16 protein-coding genes are annotated in these 20,019 nt (G+C 65.6%); 9 read left to right on the top strand and 7 right to left on the bottom strand.

The features are described 5' to 3' along the window. Positions 1-83: 83 nt before the first annotated feature. Entirely contained in the window at positions 84-902 is an 819-nt protein-coding gene (locus E1263_RS04585; protein WP_132165687.1) for a MauE/DoxX family redox-associated membrane protein, read from the bottom strand. A 13-nt stretch (positions 903-915) separates the two neighbouring features. After that, positions 916-1,518, bottom strand: coding sequence for a cell wall protein (locus E1263_RS04580; protein ID WP_132165685.1), 603 nt, complete (start codon positions 1,516-1,518; stop codon positions 916-918). A gap of 939 nt (positions 1,519-2,457) precedes the next feature. Here E1263_RS04580 and E1263_RS04570 point away from each other — a divergent pair. The 3 genes from E1263_RS04570 to E1263_RS04560 all read left to right on the top strand — a co-directional run bounded on the left by E1263_RS04570 (position 2,458) and on the right by E1263_RS04560 (position 5,953). Then, positions 2,458-3,369, top strand: a complete 912-nt coding sequence (locus tag E1263_RS04570; RefSeq protein WP_132165683.1) for a TRM11 family SAM-dependent methyltransferase — start codon at positions 2,458-2,460, stop codon at positions 3,367-3,369. Between the two features lie 394 nt (positions 3,370-3,763). Next, positions 3,764-4,750, top strand: coding sequence for a TerC/Alx family metal homeostasis membrane protein (locus E1263_RS04565; protein WP_132165681.1), 987 nt, complete (start codon positions 3,764-3,766; stop codon positions 4,748-4,750). 72 nt (positions 4,751-4,822) lie between these two features. After that, complete coding sequence (locus tag E1263_RS04560) at positions 4,823-5,953, top strand: alpha/beta hydrolase (protein ID WP_132165679.1); 1,131 nt, start codon at positions 4,823-4,825, stop codon at positions 5,951-5,953. 229 nt (positions 5,954-6,182) lie between these two features. Here the strand turns inward: E1263_RS04560 and E1263_RS42530 are convergent, their stop codons facing one another. After that, the gene (locus E1263_RS42530) at positions 6,183-6,911 is read right to left on the bottom strand and encodes a GNAT family N-acetyltransferase (RefSeq protein ID WP_165956464.1); all 729 of its coding nucleotides are present in this window, start codon (positions 6,909-6,911) and stop codon (positions 6,183-6,185) included. 399 nt (positions 6,912-7,310) lie between these two features. Here E1263_RS42530 and E1263_RS04550 point away from each other — a divergent pair, with 399 nt between their 5' ends. The 5 genes from E1263_RS04550 (at position 7,311) to E1263_RS04530 (ending at position 14,382) form a co-directional block, all read left to right on the top strand. Next, positions 7,311-8,324 carry an ABC transporter permease gene (locus E1263_RS04550; protein ID WP_238161075.1) on the top strand — a complete coding sequence of 338 codons (1,014 nt, stop codon included), beginning with the start codon at positions 7,311-7,313 and terminating at the stop codon, positions 8,322-8,324. After that, positions 8,321-9,271, top strand: a complete 951-nt coding sequence (locus E1263_RS04545) for a carbohydrate ABC transporter permease (protein WP_132165673.1) — start codon at positions 8,321-8,323, stop codon at positions 9,269-9,271. Before E1263_RS04550 ends, E1263_RS04545 begins: the two co-directional genes overlap by 4 nt. Positions 9,272-9,326: 55 nt before the next feature. Continuing rightward, on the top strand, positions 9,327-10,988 hold the full coding sequence (locus E1263_RS04540; RefSeq protein ID WP_132165671.1) for a type 2 periplasmic-binding domain-containing protein: 1,662 nt from the start codon (positions 9,327-9,329) through the stop codon (positions 10,986-10,988). A 125-nt stretch (positions 10,989-11,113) separates the two neighbouring features. After that, positions 11,114-13,336, top strand: a complete 2,223-nt coding sequence (locus tag E1263_RS04535) for a glycoside hydrolase family 95 protein (protein WP_132165669.1) — start codon at positions 11,114-11,116, stop codon at positions 13,334-13,336. Positions 13,337-13,368: 32 nt separating this feature from the next. Then, complete coding sequence (locus E1263_RS04530; RefSeq protein WP_238161074.1) at positions 13,369-14,382, top strand: ABC transporter substrate-binding protein; 1,014 nt, start codon at positions 13,369-13,371, stop codon at positions 14,380-14,382. Positions 14,383-14,386: 4 nt separating this feature from the next. Here E1263_RS04530 and E1263_RS04525 read toward each other — a convergent pair whose 3' ends face one another. Continuing rightward, positions 14,387-16,480 carry a DUF8189 domain-containing protein gene (locus E1263_RS04525; protein ID WP_132165665.1) on the bottom strand — a complete coding sequence of 698 codons (2,094 nt, stop codon included), beginning with the start codon at positions 16,478-16,480 and terminating at the stop codon, positions 14,387-14,389. 68 nt (positions 16,481-16,548) lie between these two features. Next, positions 16,549-17,160: a hypothetical protein gene (locus E1263_RS04520; protein ID WP_132165663.1), complete on the bottom strand. Its 612-nt coding sequence runs from the start codon at positions 17,158-17,160 to the stop codon at positions 16,549-16,551. Between the two features lie 140 nt (positions 17,161-17,300). On the opposite strand from E1263_RS04520, the gene E1263_RS04515 reads away from it, so the two are divergent. Further along, positions 17,301-18,299 (top strand): endonuclease/exonuclease/phosphatase family protein, encoded by a 999-nt coding sequence (locus E1263_RS04515; protein ID WP_132165661.1) that lies wholly within the window; start codon positions 17,301-17,303, stop codon positions 18,297-18,299. Here the strand turns inward: E1263_RS04515 and E1263_RS04510 are convergent. Continuing rightward, positions 18,288-18,929, bottom strand: coding sequence for a response regulator transcription factor (locus E1263_RS04510; RefSeq protein ID WP_132165659.1), 642 nt, complete (start codon positions 18,927-18,929; stop codon positions 18,288-18,290). The genes E1263_RS04515 and E1263_RS04510 overlap by 12 nt on opposite strands. After that, the gene (locus E1263_RS04505) at positions 18,922-20,019 is read right to left on the bottom strand and encodes a sensor histidine kinase (protein WP_132165657.1); all 1,098 of its coding nucleotides are present in this window, start codon (positions 20,017-20,019) and stop codon (positions 18,922-18,924) included. The genes E1263_RS04510 and E1263_RS04505 overlap by 8 nt, the downstream gene beginning before the upstream one ends.

The following is a 20,019-nucleotide window of genomic DNA, read 5'->3' as shown; positions in this document are numbered from 1 at the left end:
GCGGCGAGATTGTCGTTTCCCCGAACAGCAGGAAGCCCCCGCGGAGCTGATTGATCAGCTCCGCGGGGGCCGGTTCGGTCCGGTTAGCTCGCCATGCTCAGCAGGGCCGGCCGATAGAGCGTCTGCCCCGACGTCTCGTCGACAACGGCGACCCGGACAGACTCCGAATCACTATGCGGTACGGCGAAAACGGCGGTTGCCGAGCGGCCGTCGTACCGGGCTGTGTAGCTGACGAACCGCCAGTCCTCTTCGTCCCAGTAGTCGCGGACGTCGGACCTGAGTAGTCCGGTGACCGCGCGGTAGGCGGGGCTGAGGATTACGCGGCGTTCCGTGGCGGCGAGCGGTACTGTCGTGCTCGCGGTGCCCGCCAGAGGGTGGCTGAGCCGGACGCGCAGCCGTCGGAGCGGTAGTAGCCAGTAGCGGTCGAGTTCGGGTGACAGGGCAATGAACGCGGCCGCTTCAGCGATCAGGATGAACGTGGCCGGTCCGGCCGACCACCATCCTTGGGTGGTAGTCAGTGCGACCGCGGCTGTTGCCGTTAGCAACAAGGCACGCCCGATCGAACGGTAGCCAACGGGTTTGGCCGACTTGCCGGCACAACCACACGACGCCTCCGGTACGACGACCTTCGCGTAGATCAGGTATCCCGTGAAACCGAGGCCGAGCGCGGTTGCAGCCAGTACTTCTGCAGTCCAGGCGGGCGGACTGAGCAGCGCTAGCGCCAGGGCCGCCTCGATGATGCCGATCGCGCGATAGGCGGGCTTGGCCCGTTTCTCGCCGACCAGCTTCGGGAGGGCGGTCTTCTCTGCTTCCTCTGGATTCGCCAGTTTCCCGTACGACGTCCAGAGGAGCAGTAATCCGATCAGCAGCGGCTGGGCGGCCGCCACCTGCTGTGCGAACATCGCGGCCTGCCGGTCAGTTCGCCGCGTAGATCGTCGCGATGTCGATCTCGCTGGTCCCGGGTCGCCAGGCGCCGATCACCTGGACATGCCGGCCGACCTTCAGCAGCGACAGGTCCGAGATCGCCGGCGTGCCGTTGTAGGCGGCCGCTGTGACCCCTTCCTGGACATGACCGAAGATCTTCTGGCCGAAATGATCCAGGTTCAGCCCGGTCCGGCTGATCGAGTTGATCATCACGTCCAGGTTGACGATATTGAGCCACACCGACTCTGCGGCCAGGACGCCGTTCGGCAGCTTGACGCCCCGCGCGTACAGGCCGTCACCGATCATCGCCTGGTCGATCGTGGTCGGCCGGAGCTTCCAGATACTGGTCACGCCGGTCAACTGGATCTTGTGCAGCCGGCCGTCGGATCCCTTGACCTGCAGGAGATCCTGGTTGCGGCCGGTGATCAGACCTTCCGCGAAGTTGGGATCCGGTGCGCCCGGATCCGGTGCTTGCGCCGAAGTTGCGAACGCAGCCTCCGGAGCGAGCGAACCCATCGCGCTGGCCGCAACCAAACCGGTCGCGCCCAGGGCGGCCCTGGTGAGCAGAGCCCGGCGATCCATCGTCGAAGTCATCTCAGCTCACCTCATCCCACATCGATGCCGGCTGGAATCAGCCCGGCGTTCAGGCTGGCGATCCGCGTGAACGCCGCGGGAGTCAGGTCGATGACCCGGTTCGACGCACAAGTCCCTCCGCAGCAAGCCCGCTCACCACAGAACGACCGCGTCCGCGGCCCACAGTCCGCGATCGACGTAACCACCCGTGAGCCGTTGCACAGGTTGGTCGTCGCATGCCGGAACCCACAACCCCTGCGGGATACCCCGGTAACCCCGCAGTTGTCCGGCCGTGTGATCGCGTAACAGGCGTCCGAAGTGTTCGTCCATGCATGCTGAAAGTTTCCCGAATGACACGTCCCACAAGCACCGGTCCCGGTGCTCGCGCAGGGTCCCCATGCGTTGCCGCAACAGAACCACGATGCCTCGCCGACAAGTCCGTACATCACGTCCATCAAGTACCTCCAGGTCTAGGGGCGGTAAGACCTACAGCACTTCTTTGTACTCCTCAGATGAGAAATCTCCCAGTCCTCGACCGAAATGGAAACTTTTTGCCTAACGAGACCCGGACGGCCCGCAAAAGCCCGGTACGCCTTCGCGGCGCCCGTCGGACCCCGTCTGCGCGTGCCCGCCCCGCCGCGCCTACCCACGGTCGCTGCCCGCCCCATTTGGTAGGCCCACCCACGAGAATGTGGGAGGGCCAATCGCATGCGGTTAGCCCTCCCACACGCGGGTGGGTCAGCCCACCAAATGGGTTTGGCCCTCGACGAACCCCGGCCGACCACCAGGTGTCCTTCCCGACGTAAATGCCTCGCGGGATCAGCGAGGGGCGTTCTAGGGTCGACGGTAGTGACTGGTTTCTGAGAGACGTGTTCCACCGCCAGAGGTTCGACCTGCTGGTGGTGATGAGGCACGTCGCGCATCGATCGACATTCATCGACGCGACCTCAGGAGTCACCTGTGCAGTTGAATCTTCGTTGTGTAGAAGGAGCGGTCGACCTGCTCGCCGCCGAGCTCGGTCAGTTCGTCATTCGCTCCAACAGATCTTCGGTGGACTGTTGCGTGAGCGACCTGCAAGAGATCGCCGGTTGCCGGTTGTATTCGTCGGCGGCGATCCCGCTGCCGGGCAGCCCCGGTGATGAGACCTTTCTCGAACCTCTGCAGCACCTGGAGCCGGTGGCGTTCCGGGTCGGTGCGGACAGCGCAACCGTCAGGCGTGAGTTGGTGTCAGCCGTTGAGCGGATGGGGTGGCGGAACGATCCGCGGGACTGGGCGATCAATCTGACCGAGTCGCCGGCAGGTTGGGTTGCCGAGGTTGGTGAACTGCATTGGGTACGGCGGTTCGGGCGGCTGGAGCGGTTGCCTTGGGCCACTAGTCCGGTGGTGGCCGAGGTGCTGGTGCGGCTGGCGAAGATTCGCGCCGGACAGGTGGTGCTGGACCCGTTCTGCGGATCAGGAACGGTGCTGGTGGCGGCTCGCGCCCAGCAGGTCGACGTACGGGTTGTCGGAGCGGATCAGTCTGCGGGGTCGATCGAGTTGGCTCGGCGCAATCTTGGTGATGGGTGTTTGCGTGTCGGGTTCGCTGAAGAGTTGAAGCACGCGGACGGAAGCGTCGACCGGGTGGTCGCGAACCTGCCATTCGGGAAACGGGTCGGCAGTCATCAGGACAACCTGCGGTTGTATCCGGCCGCCGTCGGCGAGATCGCGCGCGTGCTCACCAAGGATGGCCGCGCGGTGCTGATGACCGAAGACAAGCGGTTGCTGCGGACCGCCGTCGCCGGCACTCAGGGTTTGAAGATCGTGAAGGAGCGGCTGTTGCGCTTCAACGGCGCTACTCCGACGGTCTTCGTTCTGATGCCGACGCGGCGGTAAAGGGTCGGCGCTCTCAGGGCTGGTGGTAGTCGACTGCAATCGAATACCACCAGCCGAAGCGGTACGGCGCGTCATTTGTCCACCCTTGCTGCGGTGTCCGCAGATCGCCACCTGTTCAGCGCTGATCGAAGGGTTCCGGGGGCTAGCAGTGAGGACTGTATGCGGTATACGATCACGCAGAGCGGCTCGACTGTGACGTGGTGCACGGTGAGATGCATCGGTATCAGATAGAGTTGGCTCGTTTGTGGAGGGGAGTATTCCGCAACGGCAGTGTCGTCATCACGGGAGGCCTGGGCGGCCGAACCGGTGCTGCCGGCCTGGAGTGATCCAGGCGGAAGAGACCTCCGGACCAACGTAATCTCATGCGTCCGGAGGATCACTCATGGTTTCTGTCATGCCCCCCTTGGTCTGGGTGCTCACGATCGCCGGTCTGGTTGCGATCGTCGCGTTCGACCTGATCGTGATCTCGCGCCGGAACCATGCCGTCACGATCAAGGATGCGACCCGCTGGGTGCTGTTCTATGTCGGGCTGGCCGCGCTGTTCGCGATCGGGCTGTTCATGTTCAGTGGCGGGAAGACCGGTGGTGAGTTCGTCGCCGGGTACATCACCGAATACAGCCTGAGCGTCGACAACCTCTTCGTCTTCGTCATCATCATGGCGCGGTTCAGCGTGCCGGCGCTGGCGCAGGACAAGGTGCTCTACATCGGCATCGTCGTGTCGATGCTGCTGCGCGCCGTCTTCATCTTGGCCGGTGCGGCGGCGATCTCCGCGGCCAGCTGGGTGTTCTACATCTTCGGCGCGTTTCTCGTGTACACCGCGATCAAGCTCGCGATCGAGGGGGAGAACGACGATGAAGACTTCCAGGAGAACGCTGTACTGCGTGGCATGCGCCGGATCCTCCCGCTCGGCCACGACTACGACGGCGCGAAGCTGGCAACCCGCGACGAGAAGACCGGCAAGCGCCTGCTGACCCCGCTGGTGATCGTGATCTCCGCGATCGGCATGGCGAACGTGATCTTCGCGCTCGACTCGATCCCCGCGATCTTCGGCCTCACCCAGGACGCGTACGTCGTCCTGACCGCGAACGCCTTCGCCCTGATGGGTCTGCGCCAGCTCTACTTCCTGATCGGCGGCCTACTGGAGCGGATCGTCTACCTGAACGTCGGCCTGTCGGTCATCCTCGCCTTCATCGGCATCAAGCTGATCGTCGAGGCCCTGCACGGCTCACACATCGACGACATCGGCGCGATCCACCTGCCGCACATCGGCATCATCACCTCGCTCAGCTTCATCGGCGCCACGCTGTTCGTCACCACGGTCGCCAGCCTGGTCAAGTCGTCATACGACGCCCGCCGGGTGCCGGTCAGGACCGACGACTGAGCGGTTTGGGGCGCGGCGGCAGGTTCCGGTCAGCGACCGACCGGCGCGGTGTTCGGCTGGCAGGGTGAGGCCATGTGGAGCAGACGGAGTTTTCTCGCCCTGTCCAGCCTGGCGGCCACCTTGCCGATGGCGACTCTTGCGCACGCCACCTCGACCCAAGCTGACCTCACGTTGAGGTTGCCGGCACCCACCGGACCGCACCGGATCGGTGTCCGATCCCTGCAACTCATCCAGCGCGGCCGGCGCGATCCGTGGATCGGCACGCCCGACCGCGACGTGATGCTCAGCATCTTCTACCCGGCGCTGACGACGCACGGCTACCCGGTCGCTCCGCAGATGACGCCCGCGGCGGCCGCGTTCTTCAATATCTTCGACGCGCAGTTCCTGCACTCGCTGCCCACCGCGGGGGTCAACTGGGCGGCCACGCTCACCCACTCGCACGTCGAGGCACCGGCACTGCCGGGACACCGTCCCGTCATCCTCTACTCACCCGGCGGCATCGACCCGAGAACCCTCGGCACCGGTACCGCCGAGGAGCTCGCCAGCCACGGCTACATCGTGATCACCATCGACCACCCGGGCGAGACCTCTGAGGTCGAGCTCTCGACCGGTGAGCTGCGGAGGATCAAGATTCCCCCGACCGGGGCGACCGATCCGGTCATTTTGCGCCTGATGATCTCGACCCGCCTGGCCGATATCGCGTTCGTGCTCTCGCAACTGAAGACCATCGACCTGCCGCTCGACCTGCGCCGAGTCGGCATCTACGGCCATTCAGCCGGCGGCGCCACCGCGGCCGAGGCGCTCTATGAGAACCGTGGGCTCAGGTCAGCCATCAACCTCGAGGGCTACCTCGACTACCTGCCGCTCACTCCAGGCGAACCCAACGAGCTCTACCCGATCGCCCAGCACGGTACTGATCGGCCAGTCCAGCTGACCGGCACCGACGGCTACCGCGACGACCGTTTCGACAGCTCCTGGTCGGCGTTGCTCAGCCACGGTGGGCCGGTACGCCGTACCGAACTCACGCAAGCCAACCACTGGGTGTTCACCGACCTGGGCACGATGGCCGCCCAATGCCAGCAGGCCGGTCTGATGACCGCCGAGAACCGCGCCAAGCTTGTCGGCACCATCGCACCCGGCCGATCTGTGCCCTGGATCCGCAACAGTGTCAGGTCCTTCTTCGACCGGACACTGCGCTGCTGATCCGCCTCTCTGCCTTCCACCGCGCAACAGCACCGGGATCGGCGCGAGCAGAACGCCCAGGCGGTCTGATAGGTCCGGACCGGATCGGACCGGGCGATAAGTCTTCGGCAGGAAACGTGTTCTCCTGAAAGCGTTCCGGCGCGTCCGCCTGCCGTTTACCCGGACGTGCACTCCGAACCGGAGTAGTATCGAAAGTGCCTGGCCCGGCCGTTCCCCCGTGATGGTCGGGTCAGGTCCCTAAGGCGGAGCCGTTAGATGGCACAGTGAGAGCCTTTCGATATCTGGGCTCCCGCTCGACGACCTGATACCCGAGCGATTCGTAGAGCGCCACGCTCCCCGTCGGATTCTCCGCGACGGTCCACAGCGACGCCTCCCGTACGCCGTTCTCCCACAGCTGGGCGTGGTTTGCGCGCAGTAGCGCGGACGCGAGCCCACGCCGTCGCCAGTCCGCCCGGACGCCGACCCATGGGGTGTCGTCGATCCCACTGACCACCCAACCAGCGAGCTTGTCGCCAACCCAAGACAAGGTCCACAACCGGTAGTCCGGGTAGTCGTCAGCGATGTCCTTCTCAAACTCCTCGAAGGTGTCCTGGATATACCCGGTCGACCTTCCCGAGAACACTTCGGAATTGGCCTCGAACACGGCCCGATGATCACCCGCCGACGCCGGCCGCAGCTCAATCCCCGCGGGCATCTCCACCTCGCCCGGCTCACCCAGCTCAAGCGTCATCCGCACCCGGGTGAACGCCACCCCGTACCCAGCCGCCCGTACCAGCGCGACCTCGTCCGCAGACTCCGGGTTCGTCCCGAACATCGGCGTACCAACGCTGTCGTCGGCAGCCGCGTGCTCTCGCGCCTGCTGCTCGAGCTCGGCCAATTGCGCAGTGTCAGCGAACCCCAACAGTAAGTAGAGCCGCGTTCCGTCTGCCTCGTCCCACCACGTCATTCGCGCTCCCATCTGGCCACTATCCCAGCGCCGTCGACGGGTTTTCTTGTTCTCACAAAGTCTTGACAGGGATTGCGGAGGGCGGTTGACTGCGAGATAGTTCACAAGAGTAATAAATTGTGGTGCGGTCCGGTGTCGGTGGCTCAGAGCGACCCGGGGCAGTGCCGTGAGGTGCCCGGGTCCGGTGGGAAACAGCCATCGGGCCATGGCTCGTTGGCCGTCATGGTTGCCTTGGGCAACGCGAGTTTCCCCTTGCCTGCAAGAGATCGGACCTTTTTGGTCAAGGTCGGGTATCGGCACCGGGCGGGAGTCTTCCGTCGACGGTCGTTCTGTGTCATCCTCCCGGTGAGTGAGGGCCGAGATCCTATCGGATATCGGTTTCACTCCGATCGGTGACGGAAAGGATGCGGAGTGAGTGCAACGTACGAGGTGCGGGATAGTGAGTCGTCGGCGGCGCCGCCCACGCCGGCTCCGGCGAAGGTGGTGACACGGACACCGTTGCCCCGGCCGAGCCAGTGGACGCAGGCCCGCCGGAGTCTGCGCCGGCATTGGCAGCTGTACCTGCTGGTGATCGTGCCCCTCGCGTACTTCGTGATCTTCAAGTACATCCCGATCAGCAACGCGGTGATCGCGTTCAAGAACTACAGCCCGATCAAGGGGCCGTGGGGTAGCGACTGGGTCGGCCTCAAGAACTTCGAACTGTTCTTCCAGAACCCCGTGTTCTGGACCCTGGTGAAGAACACGTTCATTCTGGCGGCCTACACGGTGCTGGCGAGTTTCCCGATCCCGATCATCCTGGCGATCGCGCTGAACGAGATCCGCAACGGGAGGTTCAAGAAGCTCGTCCAGCTGGTGACGTACGCGCCGTACTTCATCTCCACCGTGGTGGTCGTCTCGATGACGATCCTGGTGCTGTCGCCGCGGCTGGGGTTCGTGAACGACGCGATCGGGCTGTTCGGAGTGCCCGCCGTCGACTTCCTCGGTAATCCGGACTACTTCCGGCACATCTATGTATGGTCCGATGTCTGGCAGACGACCGGCTATTCGGCTGTCATCTACCTGGCGGCGCTGGCCGGGATCGACCCCGCGCTGCACGAGTCGGCCCGCATCGACGGGGCCAGCAGGCTGCAGCGGATCCGCAACGTCGATCTGCCCGGCATCATGCCGACCGCCGTGATCATCCTGATCCTGGGCGTCGGCAACATCATGTCGATCGGGTTCGAGAAGGCCTTCCTGCTGCAGAACCCGCTGAACCAGTCACACGCCGAGATCATCGCGACCTATGTCTACAAGACCGGCCTGCTGAACGCCGACTTCTCGATGGCGACCGCGATCGGGCTGTTCAACTCCGTCGTCAACCTCGTCCTGCTGGTGGTCGTCAACTTCGTCGCCAAGCGGATCACCGGGAACGGACTCTGGTCATGAGCGTCACGTTGCAAGGATTCCGCCGTACGGGGAAGTCGTCCGAGGGCTCGAAGCGGACGGCGATCGAGGAGACCCGGACCGACAAGATCTTCCTGACCGGTGTCCGGATCATGCTGTGGCTCGCGCTGATCGTGGTCTCGGTACCGATCATCTACATCGTCGCGAACTCGTTCAGCAGCGCGTCCGCGGTCAGTGCCGGCCGGGTGCTGCTGTGGCCGGTCGAGCCGAGTATCAAGGCCTACCAGCAAGCGTTCAGCGATCCCCTCATCATGAAGGGCTACCTGAACTCGTTCATCTACGCGATCGGCGGCACGCTGATCAGCGTCACGCTGACGATCGCGATCGCCTACCCGCTCTCGCGGCGCACCTTCTACGGGCGCAACGTGATCATGAGCCTGCTGATCTTCACGATGCTGTTCTCCGGCGGCCTGATCCCGACCTACCTGGTGGTCCAGGACATGGGCCTGCTGAACACCCGGTGGGCGATGGTGATCCCGAGCGCGATCGGCGTCTGGCAGGTGATCATCGCGCGCACCTTCTTCCGCTCGACCATCCCGGACGAGCTCTACGAGGCGGCCACCATCGACGGCGCCGGCGACCTGCGCTTCCTCTGGTCGATCGTGCTGCCGCTGTCCAAGCCGGTCATCGCGGTGATCGCGCTGATGTACGCGATCTTCCAGTGGAACAGCTACTTCGACGCCCTGATCTACCTCAAGGATCCCGGGCTCTACCCGTTGCAGATCGTGCTGCGGAACGTGCTGATCCTGAACACCCTCACCGGATCCACCACGGCCAACAACCTGGCGCAGCAGCTCGAACAGCAACAGCTCGCCAACGTCCTCAAGTACGCGCTCATCGTCATCTCGAGCCTGCCCGTACTGGTCATCTACCCCTTCGTCGCCCGCCACTTCACCAAGGGCGTGATGGTCGGCGCGGTCAAGGGCTAACGGCTCTTTCTCAGCGGTCAAGGGCCGAAGGCCCTTCTCAGAAAGGAACACAGCAATGCGCGTATCCGTGCGCAAACTGTCCGCGCTCGTCGCCGCCGGTTTGCTCGCCACCGTGGCGGCCTGCAGCTCGGACAAGTCCGACGCGGCGGCGAACGAGACGTCGGCCGACGGCAAGACCGTCATCGACGTCTTCACGCCGGCCGACCAGACGATGAACTTGGACACCAACGAGGTGACCAAGATCATGAGCGACAAGTTCAAGCTCCAGTTCCGCTGGCAGACGACCACCTTCGACGCCGGTCCGGCCAAGGAGAAGCGGCAGATCTCGCTGGCCAGTGCGGACTACCCGGACCTGTTCTTCCTGATTCCGTGGGTCGACGGCTTCAGCAAGGCCGAGGTGATGAAGCTTGGTCAGCAGGGCGTGGCGCTCCCGATCGAGCAGCTGATCAAGGACAACGCCCCGAACATCCAGAAGTTCCTGGACGAGAACAAGGCCTACAAGGAGGAGTCGACCACTCCGGACGGGCACATCTACGCGTTGCCGCAGTGGGCCGACTGCTACCACTGCAGCCTCCCGAACAAGCTGTGGATGAACTCGGCCTGGCTGAAGAAGCTCAACCTCCAGCAGCCGAAGACTCCGGAAGAGCTGCGCACGGTCCTGAAGGCCTTCAAGACGCAGGACCCGAACGGCAACGGCAAGGCCGACGAGGTCCCGATGACCGCGGACACACAAGACGGCACCCTGATCTCGTACCTGATGGGCGCGTACGCCTACCCGCCGGTCGGCGCGAACAACGGCGTCCAGGGGCTCATCACGCTGAACGGCGACAAGGTCGTCACCCCGCTGGCCACTTCGCAGTGGCGCGACGGGCTGAAGTACATCGCCTCCCTCTACAAGGACGGCCTGATCGACCAGGCGGCGTTCACCCAGAACGCGCAGGCATTGCAGGCCCTGGGCAACGACCCGAAGGCGGTCCGGATCGGCTCGGCGCCGATGCTGCACCCGTACATCTTCGTCCAGTCCGACTCCAAGGACGGCCGGGACAAGCAGTACGACGCCGTCCCGCCGCTGACCGGCCCGGAAGGCAAGAGCTACGCGGGGGAGCAGTACCTGCCGGCGCTCAACTACACCTTCATGCTGACCAACAAGGCCAGCAAGGAGGCTCAGGTCGCGGCGATCAAGATGCTCGACTACATCTTCACCGACGAGGGCCAGATCATCACGAACAACGGCCCTGAGGGTGTCGGCTGGAACAAGCCCGCCGCTGGTGAGGTCGGGCTCGACAAGGACACCAAGCCGCTCTGGAAGCCGGTCCAGAACGCGCCGAAGAACATCAACTGGGGCGCACTGGCGCAGTACCACAACGTGCTCGCCTTCCGGAACGCACAGGTCACGCCGACCGATATCTACAGCTCCGCCGGTTACGAGCGTCGGTTGTTCCAGGCAACGAAGCTGTACGACGGGCACGCCGACCGGGCCCAGGTCTTCCCGCAGGCTGTCGTGTGGCCGGACCCGAGCCTGAGTGGTGAGCTGGCGACACTGCAGACCAACCTGCAGAACTACGTGAACCAGGGCCAGCTCGCGTTCATCACCGGGTCGAAGAACATCGACACCGACTGGGATGCCTTCGTGAAGGGTCTCGACAACACCGGGATGCCGCGGTTCCTGGAGATCAACCAGCAGGCCTACGACAAGTACAAGTCCGGGAGCAAGTAAACAGATATGTCTGCATCACGGCCACGCCTCCGGCGCGTCGGGTCATGGGGCTTTAACTCCAGCCCTTCCCTCGTCACTCCAGTCGCTTCGCTCCCTCCACTCCTCAGTCCAGGTCAGGAGGCCCCATGACCAGCGAACTGTGGTTCCGTACCCCCGCGCCGGACTGGTTCGAGGCGTTGCCGATCGGCAACGGGCACCTCGGAGCGAAAGTGTTCGGCCGGGTCGGTGCGGAGCGGATCGCCCTGAATCTCGACGACGTATGGTCCGGCGACGGGCCGCGCGAGCTCAAGGTGACGGGCGGTCCGGAGGCGTTGGCCGACGTACGGCGATTGTTGCTGGACGACGGTGATCGGCTGGCGGCCACTGAGCGGACCCGGGATTTGCAGGGTCCGCTGGTGGAGTCGTATCAGCCGCTCGCCGACCTGTTGATCCGTACGGCGGGGGAGGCCGGCGATTATCGCCGGAGCCTCGACTTGCGGACCGGCGTGGTCGGTGTCGACTACACAGTGAGTGGGACGCAGTTCCGGCGCGAGACCTTTGTGTCCGCGCCGGACCAGGTGCTCGTCTGGACGATCACGGCCGACCAGGCCGGAGCGATCGATCTGGACCTGGGCCTGGAGAGTCAGCATCCGATCACGGCAGAAGTTGCCGACGGCATCTATACCGTCAGTGGCCATGCGCCGTCGGAGCTGACGATCGAGTATCGCCAGAGTCCGGATCCGATTCAGTACCGCGATGGTCACGGGATCGGGTTCGGGATCGCGTTGCAGGTACACCACCTCGGGGGTGACGTCACCTCGTCCCAGGAGGGCGTGACGGTTCGTGGCGCTGACCGCGTGACCGTGGTGCTGGCTGCGGCGAGCACCTTCGAAGGGTGGTCGGTGCCGCCGGGTCGTGATCCGCAAACCGCGGTGCGCGCGGCAATCGACCTACTCAAGGCTGTTGAGCTCGACAAGCTGCGTGAGCGGCACATCGAGGATCACCACGAGCTGTATAACCGTGCAGAGCTTCAACTCGGTGCTGGTCAGGATCAGGTCGCGCTGATGTTCAACTTCGGCCGCTACCTGCTGATCGCGTCGTCGCGACCGGGCACCCAGGCGGCCAACCTGCAAGGCATCTGGAACGAAGACCGCCGGCCGATGTGGGCGAGCGACTGGACCAACAACATCAACACCCAGATGAACTACTGGCCAGCTGATGTGACCGGGTTGGGGGAGTGCTTCGAGCCGTTCATCGACCTGCTGGAGGGCCTGGCCGACTCCGGCGCGGACACGGCACGGATCCTGTACGACGCTCCTGGCTGGGTCTCGCATCACAACTCGGACATCTGGCGTGCGACCTGGCCAGTTGGCGACGGCGGTGATGATCCGGTCTGGGCGATGTGTGCGACGTGCGGCGTCTGGATGGCCGCGCATCTCATGGAGCACTACCGATTCGGTCAAGACCTGGAGTTGCTGCGCGAGCGGTCGTATCCGCTGATTGCAGGTGCTGCGGAGTTTGTGCTGGCGATGCTGATCGAGGACTGGGACGCGCAGTTGCAGTTCATACCGTCGACTGCGCCGGAACATCACTTCGTCTTGCCGTCAGGGGAGAAGGCGTCAGTTGATCTGACGTCGACGTACGACATCTGGTTGATTCGCGAGCTGTTCGCGAATCTGGCCGAGGCCGAGTCGGCGCTGGGTCTTGCGACTGAGCTCAACAAGCAGGCCCAAGCGGCGCGCGAGCGGTTGCCGGAGATCAAGATCACGCCGGACGGGCGGCTGAACGAGTGGCCGACCGACTGGACCCCGTCCGAGATCAACCACCGCCACCAATCGCATCTGTACGGTCTGTACCCGGGCGCGGAGATCGACCCAGCCGGTACGCCCGAGTGGGCGGAAGCCGCGCGCAGATCGCTGACCGTGCGTACCGATGGTGCGACGAATGGTGGCTGGACGGCCGCCTGGCTCGTGGCGTTGTGGGCGCGATTGTTCGAGGCAGACAAGGCGTCTGAGGTCATCCAGGACTACCTGGCCCGGCTGGTCTCGGACAACCTGCTGCACCGCGACGGAGACATCTTCCAGATCGACGCGAACTTCGGTATGACGGGCTGTATCGCCGAGCTGCTGATCCAGAGCCACACCGACGTGATCCGGCTGCTGCCTGCGTTGCCCACCGCCTGGCCGGACGGCTCGTTCCGTGGTCTGCGGGCCCGGGGCGGGCTCGTGTTCGACGTCACGTGGCAGGGTGGGCGAGTGACGGCGGCCTCAGTCGTTGCCTCGCGCACCGGTCAGCATCGGATCGCCTTGCCGGACAGGGAAATTGTCGTCACGCTGCCCGCCGGCCGCACGGTGGACTTGGTGAGGTGAGCCTTACCGAAGTTGTTGTAGTCTCAATGTTCGTGAAGAGACTGATCGGAATCGTTGCCGTGTCCGCCGTTCTGGCGCTGGCCGGCTGTGGTGGTAGTGACACGAAGAGTGCCAACACCGGGGCCGGTGACACGGAGGTGGCGACCGGCGGGCGGCTGTTCAAGACCGCCGACGCCGAGACCGCCAAGCTCGGCTCGGACGCGCAGCCGGGGGCCTTCCCGCGGACCGTCAAGCACGCGCTCGGCGAGGCCAAGCTGGACAAGAAGCCCGAGCGCGTCGTGGTGCTGGACAGCGGCGAGCTGGACGACGTGCTCGCGCTCGGCATCACCCCGGTCGGGATGGCGACGAACACCGGGCAGAACGGCGTCCCGTCGTACCTGGCGGACAAGGCGCAGGGCATCAAGACGGTCGGTGGGGTCAGCGAGCTGAACCTCGAGGCGATCGCCGCTCTGAAGCCGGATCTGATCCTGGGCAGCAAGCTGCGCGCAGCGACGCTCTACAGCAAGCTGAGTGCGATCGCGCCGACCGTGATGAGCATCCGGCCCGGGTTCCCCTGGAAGGAGAACTTCCTGCTGGTCGCCGACTCGGTCGGCGAGGAGACCAAGGCCACCCAGATCTTGAACGACTACCAGAAGCGCGCCGACGAGGTGAAGGGCAAGGTCCAGGGAGCGCCGACGATCTCGCTGGTCCGGTTCCGCCCGGCCGAGATCCGCCTGTACGGCAATCTGTCGTTCATCGGCGTGATCCTGAAGGACATCGGCCTGCCCCGCCCGAAGGTGCAGGACGTCCAGGACCTCGCGGTCGAGGTCTCCGAGGAGAACATCGGCCAGGCCGACGGCGACTGGATCTTCTACTCCAGCTTCGGCCCGATCACCGGTACCAAGGAATCCCAGGTCGTCAACGGCAACCTCTGGAAGGCGCTGCCCGCCGTCAAGGCCGGCCACGCCAAGCGCGTCAACGACGAGGTCTGGTTCCTCGGCCTCGGCCCGCTCGGCGCCATGGCCACCCTCACCGACCTGGAAACCCTCCTCACCGCCAAGAGCTGACGCATCACTTGATGGGCTGCCAGTCGTCGAAGCTGGTGGCTCCGGGGGCGGTCTGGATGCGGTGGGCGATGCGGCCGTCGGGCTGGCGGACCACCAGATCGAGGCGGTTGTCGGAGCGGAGTTGGGCCACCGGGTCGTCTCCGGCATTGCCGGCCAGGGAGGTCCAACTGGCGAAGGCGCCGTTGTCGGTTTGTTGCTGGGCCCACCAGATGCTGCCGTCGGCAGCTCGGGCGAAGATGGCGAGGCGGCGTGCAGCCTGCTCGACCAGTACGGCGTCGTTGGCGGGGCTGGCGCCGAGGCTGGTCCACGGGGTGAAGCCGGTGGCCGTCTGGACAGATCGGTAGACGACCGAGAGCTGGCCCTCCCAGCGGCGCGCTACGAGCACTAGGCGGCCGTCAGCCTGGCGGGCGACGGACGGCTGACCATCGAAGGATGGTGAGCTCTCCACGACCTGCCAGCCGGTCCACGAGGTGCCGTTCTGCTGGTTGAACCAGATCTGACCGCCGGCCTCTTTCGCTGCCCGAGCGAACAGCACCAGCGATCCGTCTTGGTTGGTGCCGATGACGGGTTGACCGGCGGGGCTGGCGCCGAGGTCCTGCCAGGTGCTCGCGAAGGCCCCGTTGGGCGCCTGCTGGGTGTTGACGTAGACCCGGGAGCCCGGTGCTTCGTTCCGCCGGGTGACGGCGACCAACCGACCGTCGGGTGTCTTCCCGACCACCGGGTCGCCGGCGCTGGCCGACCCGGCCAGCTGGCTCCAGCCGGGATGACCACCGTTCGGCGCGGATTGCACGTTCCACCAGATCGACCCGTCGTTCGCGCGGGAGAACAAAGCAACCCGGCCGTCGGGCTGTCGTGCTGCGACCGGTCGCCCGGCCGGGCTTGCACCGAACTTGGTCCACGGCCCGGCCTGCGTTGAACTCCAGACGTTCGCTTCACACCGGTTCGCGGTGTGCCCGAGCACGGTCAGCTGGCCGTTCTCCTGTGCGACCAGCTCCGGCTTGGCTCCACTGGTGAAGGCGAGTGGCGCCTGCGCGTGCGAGAGCCGGTACGCCCAATAGTCGCCGCCGGGCTGCTCGGTGGCGAAGTACACATCGATCTCGGAGCTGTCCGCGATCATGCCGTACGCGTTCCGCACGATGCCCGAGTTGTGGTTGTACTTGAATCCGCTCTGGCATTCGTTCAGCCGGCCGACCACGCTCCAGGTCCCGGTTCCGGACCAGATCGCGGAGCTGGCGATCCGGTTGATCTCGGTGTCCGTCTGGACCCTCGGATTACTGGCACCGGTGTCGCGGGACATCAGGAACTCGTCGCGCGCCGGGTCGTACACGAAGGACGCGTTGTGCAGCCACACACCGCCATCGGGTTCCGGCGTGAGGCCGTCCCCGGGCAGTTCGACGCGCGCACCGACCTTTGGGTTGTTGGCGTCGCTGAGATCGATCTCGCGCCGCGACACCCGGCCGACACCGCTGTAGAACACGAGCACCCGGCCGGCGCCGTCGATCGAGGTCACGCTCGGCTGGCCGACTCCCCAGCTGCTCAGCGGGCCGTCGGTGGACCGGTCGAGGAGCGCGTTCCGGCTGAGTTTCCACGGTCCCTGCGGCTGGTCGGCGTACGCGACACCGATCACGTTGATCGGGTCCGCGTTCGGATACTTGCCGAGGTCCGGGTAGCCCAGGACGAACATTGCCCACGCATACGTGTGGTCGTCGTACCGGAACGAGCCGCGCACCACCTCGGGATCGCAGATGTGGTTCGAGGCCCAGAACGGCGTGTCCGCTGCCTGCGGGTTGAGGGGGAACTGGACGGCGCCCCAGGCATAGGTGCCGTCGGCGCGACGGGTGCCGTAGTTCATGCCGATGTGGTCCCAGGTCTGGCCGGAGACCCGATTGGCACACGTGTAGACCATTCGCTCGGTGGGTGTGAGCTGCACGACCGAAGGTGCGTACATGTAGTACGACCCGTTGCCAGGCGGTACCGGTACGCCGGCATTCGGCGCGGCCTGCGGATTCCAGGTACCGGCGGGCTCGGCCGCGTGAGCTGGGAGGGCGAACTGGCCGGCGAGCAACAGCGCGACGAGGACCATTCGGGCGAGACGCATGGACTACATCGTCGGGTGATCGAGCGGTGATCGCCACCGTTTCAACGGTGGGCGAATACTGAAGTGGTTCAGTCCGGTACGCGGCCGCGGTCGGTGACCGGGACGTCCGGCGCATACCGCGCTACGGCTGCGACCAGGTCGTCGTACGGCATGGCACGCCCGATCACCTCATGGGCGCCGGGCCAGGGGCGGGACGGTCCCCACGCCTTGGAGCTGTGGGGGAGCGCCAGCTCGTCGTGCATCAGAACGACGAGATAGGGCTCCCACTCCTCGTCCTCCGCGCTCCCGACCGGACGCTCGATCCGGCAGATGCCACGCATCTCGGTCCACGCGACGGTGCGCGGCTGAGCGCCGCCCAGGTGCACGCCGGCCTCGTCGATGGACAGCAGTACGTCGTCCTCGTCGGCCTGCTGGCGTTCCTCGAGCGCGGTGATCGCGCCGATCAGCAGCAGGAACGGCATGCCGAGCGCGAAGATCAGCGGGCTACCGCCCCAGGACAGCCAGATCGTCTCCAACCCGTCACGCACGGAATGTCCCTGAGCGCGCGCGATCACCACCGTGAGCACAGTGAGCAGGATCTCGGCACCGACCAGCAGTGCGCAGAAGAGCAGCATCGTCTTGGTGGTGCCGAGCCCGTGGCGCTTCACGACGAACGGCTCAACCTTTTGGTCAGGCGGCATTCCTGCATTGTGGGTGTTGTCCACCCTCCGCACCATAGCTCTCATGAAGATCTAATCACTTCGGCCTGATCCGTCCTTCACAAGGATGAAAAGGGGACCGCGGGCTTTGGCTGAGCCGCTGTGTCCGCAAGAATCGGATCATGTCCAACAGCACCGCGACACTCGCGCCCAAACGGCCGCCGCAACGGGCCACCGCCCGTCGTGCGCGGAAGAACGGCAACAAGTGGCGTCGAGGCTGGTTCATCGCGGTGCTTGCGGTGCTGTCCGCAACCCCGTTGCTCTTCCACCGCTGGGTGCCGAATTCGTTCGGCAACATGGGGAGTCTGCTCGACACCTTCCTGCCCTGGGTGGGCGTCGCCGTACCGATCCTTGCCGTTGCTGCACTGGTACGGCGTTCTGCGATCGCCGGCGTGGCTTTGCTGCTGCCCGCAATCGTGTGGGGCGGGATGTTCGGCAATCAGCTGATCCCGCAGTCGACCGGTGGTGCCTACGACCTGCGCGTCCTGTCACACAACGTCGATGCGGCCAACCCGGACCCGAAGCGCACGGCGACCGATCTGCTCGCCGCCGACGCCGACATTGTTGCGCTGGAGGAGCTGACCGCGGCCGATCTCAAGATCTACAAGGCGGCCTTCGCGAAGAAGTACCCCTATCAGGTCACGCGGGACACGGTTGCGCTCTGGTCGAAGTACCCGGTCGAGGAGAGTGAGTCGGTCGACGTCGGCTTCGCCTGGACCCGGGCGTTGCGGGCCGAGGTCGACACCCCGGAGGGCAAGGTCGCGGTGTACGTCGCGCACCTCGCCTCGGTGCGGATCGGGACCAGCGGCTTCACGTCGGACCAGCGCAACAAGACGATCAAGGCCCTTGGCCGGCAGATCGCCGCTGAGAAGCTGGCCGGTGTGATCGTGATGGGCGACTTCAACGGTACGGCGACCGATCGCAGCCTGGCGCCGTTGACCTACGGGCTGCGCTCGGCGCAGGGCGCGGCCGGGCACGGGTTCGGGTTCACCTGGCCGTCGGCGTTCCCGATGGCGCGGATCGACCACATCCTGGTGCGCGGTGTGCAGCCGACCAAGGCCTGGGTGATGGATTCCACGGGCAGCGACCACCGCCCGGTCGTTGCCGAGCTAAAGATCTGACGCCAGCCCTTGGCGATAGGCGTACCGGACCGCATCCGCGCGGTGCCGGGCGCCGATCTTGGCGAATGTGTTGTTGATGTGGGTCTTGACCGTTGCCTCGCTGATGAAGAGTTGCGCGGCGATCTCGGGATTGCTGAGACCGCGCGCGATCAGCTTGAGGACCTCGGTCTCGCGGGTGGTGAGGCCGTCGTTGCCGGCCGGCTCGGGCGCAAGCCCGGCGATGAGCCGCTTACTCACCTCGGGATCGAAGGTGGACTGACCTGCTGCTGTTGACCTGATCGCCGCTCCGATCTCGACCCGGCCGACGTCCTTGGTGAGATAGCCACGTGCCCCGGCTCTGAGCGCGGTGGCGATCGACGCGTCATCGGCGTACGTCGTCAGCACCAGTACGGCGACCTGCGGAAACTCGGCGGTGATCCGGGCGGTTGCGCCGACGCCGTCGAGGACCGGCATCCGGAGATCCATCAGCACGACATCGACGTTGCCCTGAGCAACGAGGTCGACGGCCTCGGCGCCGTTCGCCGCAGCGCCGGTGACCTCGATCCCGTCGAGAAGTTCGAGCAGCGCAACGAGCCCTTCCCGCATCACCTGCTGGTCGTCGGCCACGATCACGCGGATCGTCTCACTCACTCGGCACCTCCGCGGTCACGAGCCAGTCGTCCCCATCCGCACCCGCCGTCAGCGTCCCATCCACCAGCGCCAGCCGCTCCCGCATCCCCGTCAACCCGAACCCCTCGCCGCTGGTAGGACCCGCATTGCGAACCTCCAGCCGCACACTGCCGCCGTACGAGAGTGTGAGGGCTACTGCTTGACCGGGCGCGTGCTTCGCGGCGTTGGTGAGTGCTTCGCGGGCCGCGTTCAGCAGCGCGACGATGATGCCGGAGTCGAGCTTGGTGGGAGCGCCTGCAATGTTCAGGTGGACGGATGCCGAGTGGTCGGCTTCGTGTTGCTGAGCGAGTGTGGCGAGTGCTTGCGGCAGGTCCGGGACCTCGTCGGCGCGCAGGGCGGCGACCGCGTTTCGCGCTTCGTCCAACCCTTGTACGGCGAGGCGGCGCGAGCGTCGTACTCGCTCGAGAGCACCGTCTACGTCGCGGCGCTCGGAAAGGAGGGCCTCGGCAACTTCCAGCTGCACGCTCAGAGCGCCCAGGGAGTGGGCGAGCACGTCGTGCAGGTCGCGGGCGATGCGGCCACGTTCGTCCAACGCTGCGGCGCGTGCCTGCTCGCTCTGGGCGAGCCGGGTCTGGGCAAGCAGTTCGCGGGTCTGCCGGACCTGGATCTCGTACTGGCGGCGGTTCAGGCCGAAGGCGATCAGGATGGTGGACCACAGGTACTGCGTGAGCAGCCAACTCTCGGGCCGGTCGAACCACCACATCGACACGGCGAAGCCGAGCGCAACACCGATGCCGACGGCAATGATCGGGCGGATACCGGTGCGGTTCAGGTCGACGACCACGATGGTGGTGATGGAGAGGAGAGTGAGGACCAGCGAGTTCGAGTCCGGATACCCCGCGAGGAGCGAATTGACGATCGCGACCGTGATCAGCAGCACGAGCGTGAGCCGCGGGCGGACGGCCATCAAGACGGTTCCGGCGAGGAACGCGAGCAGGCCGGCGCCGAGGGCGAACCACACCCACGGATCGGCAGGGCGCGCCGTACCGAGGACTCCGACGGCGACCGCCGCGGTCATCACGCGGCCGAGCCAGCCGCTGTCGCCGTGCAT

Source organism: Kribbella antibiotica, assembly GCF_004349055.1.
Taxonomy (GTDB): Bacteria; Actinomycetota; Actinomycetes; order Propionibacteriales; family Kribbellaceae; genus Kribbella; species Kribbella antibiotica.
Note: the sequence above shows the minus strand (reverse complement) of the source record. Positions and strands in the feature narration are given on the sequence as shown.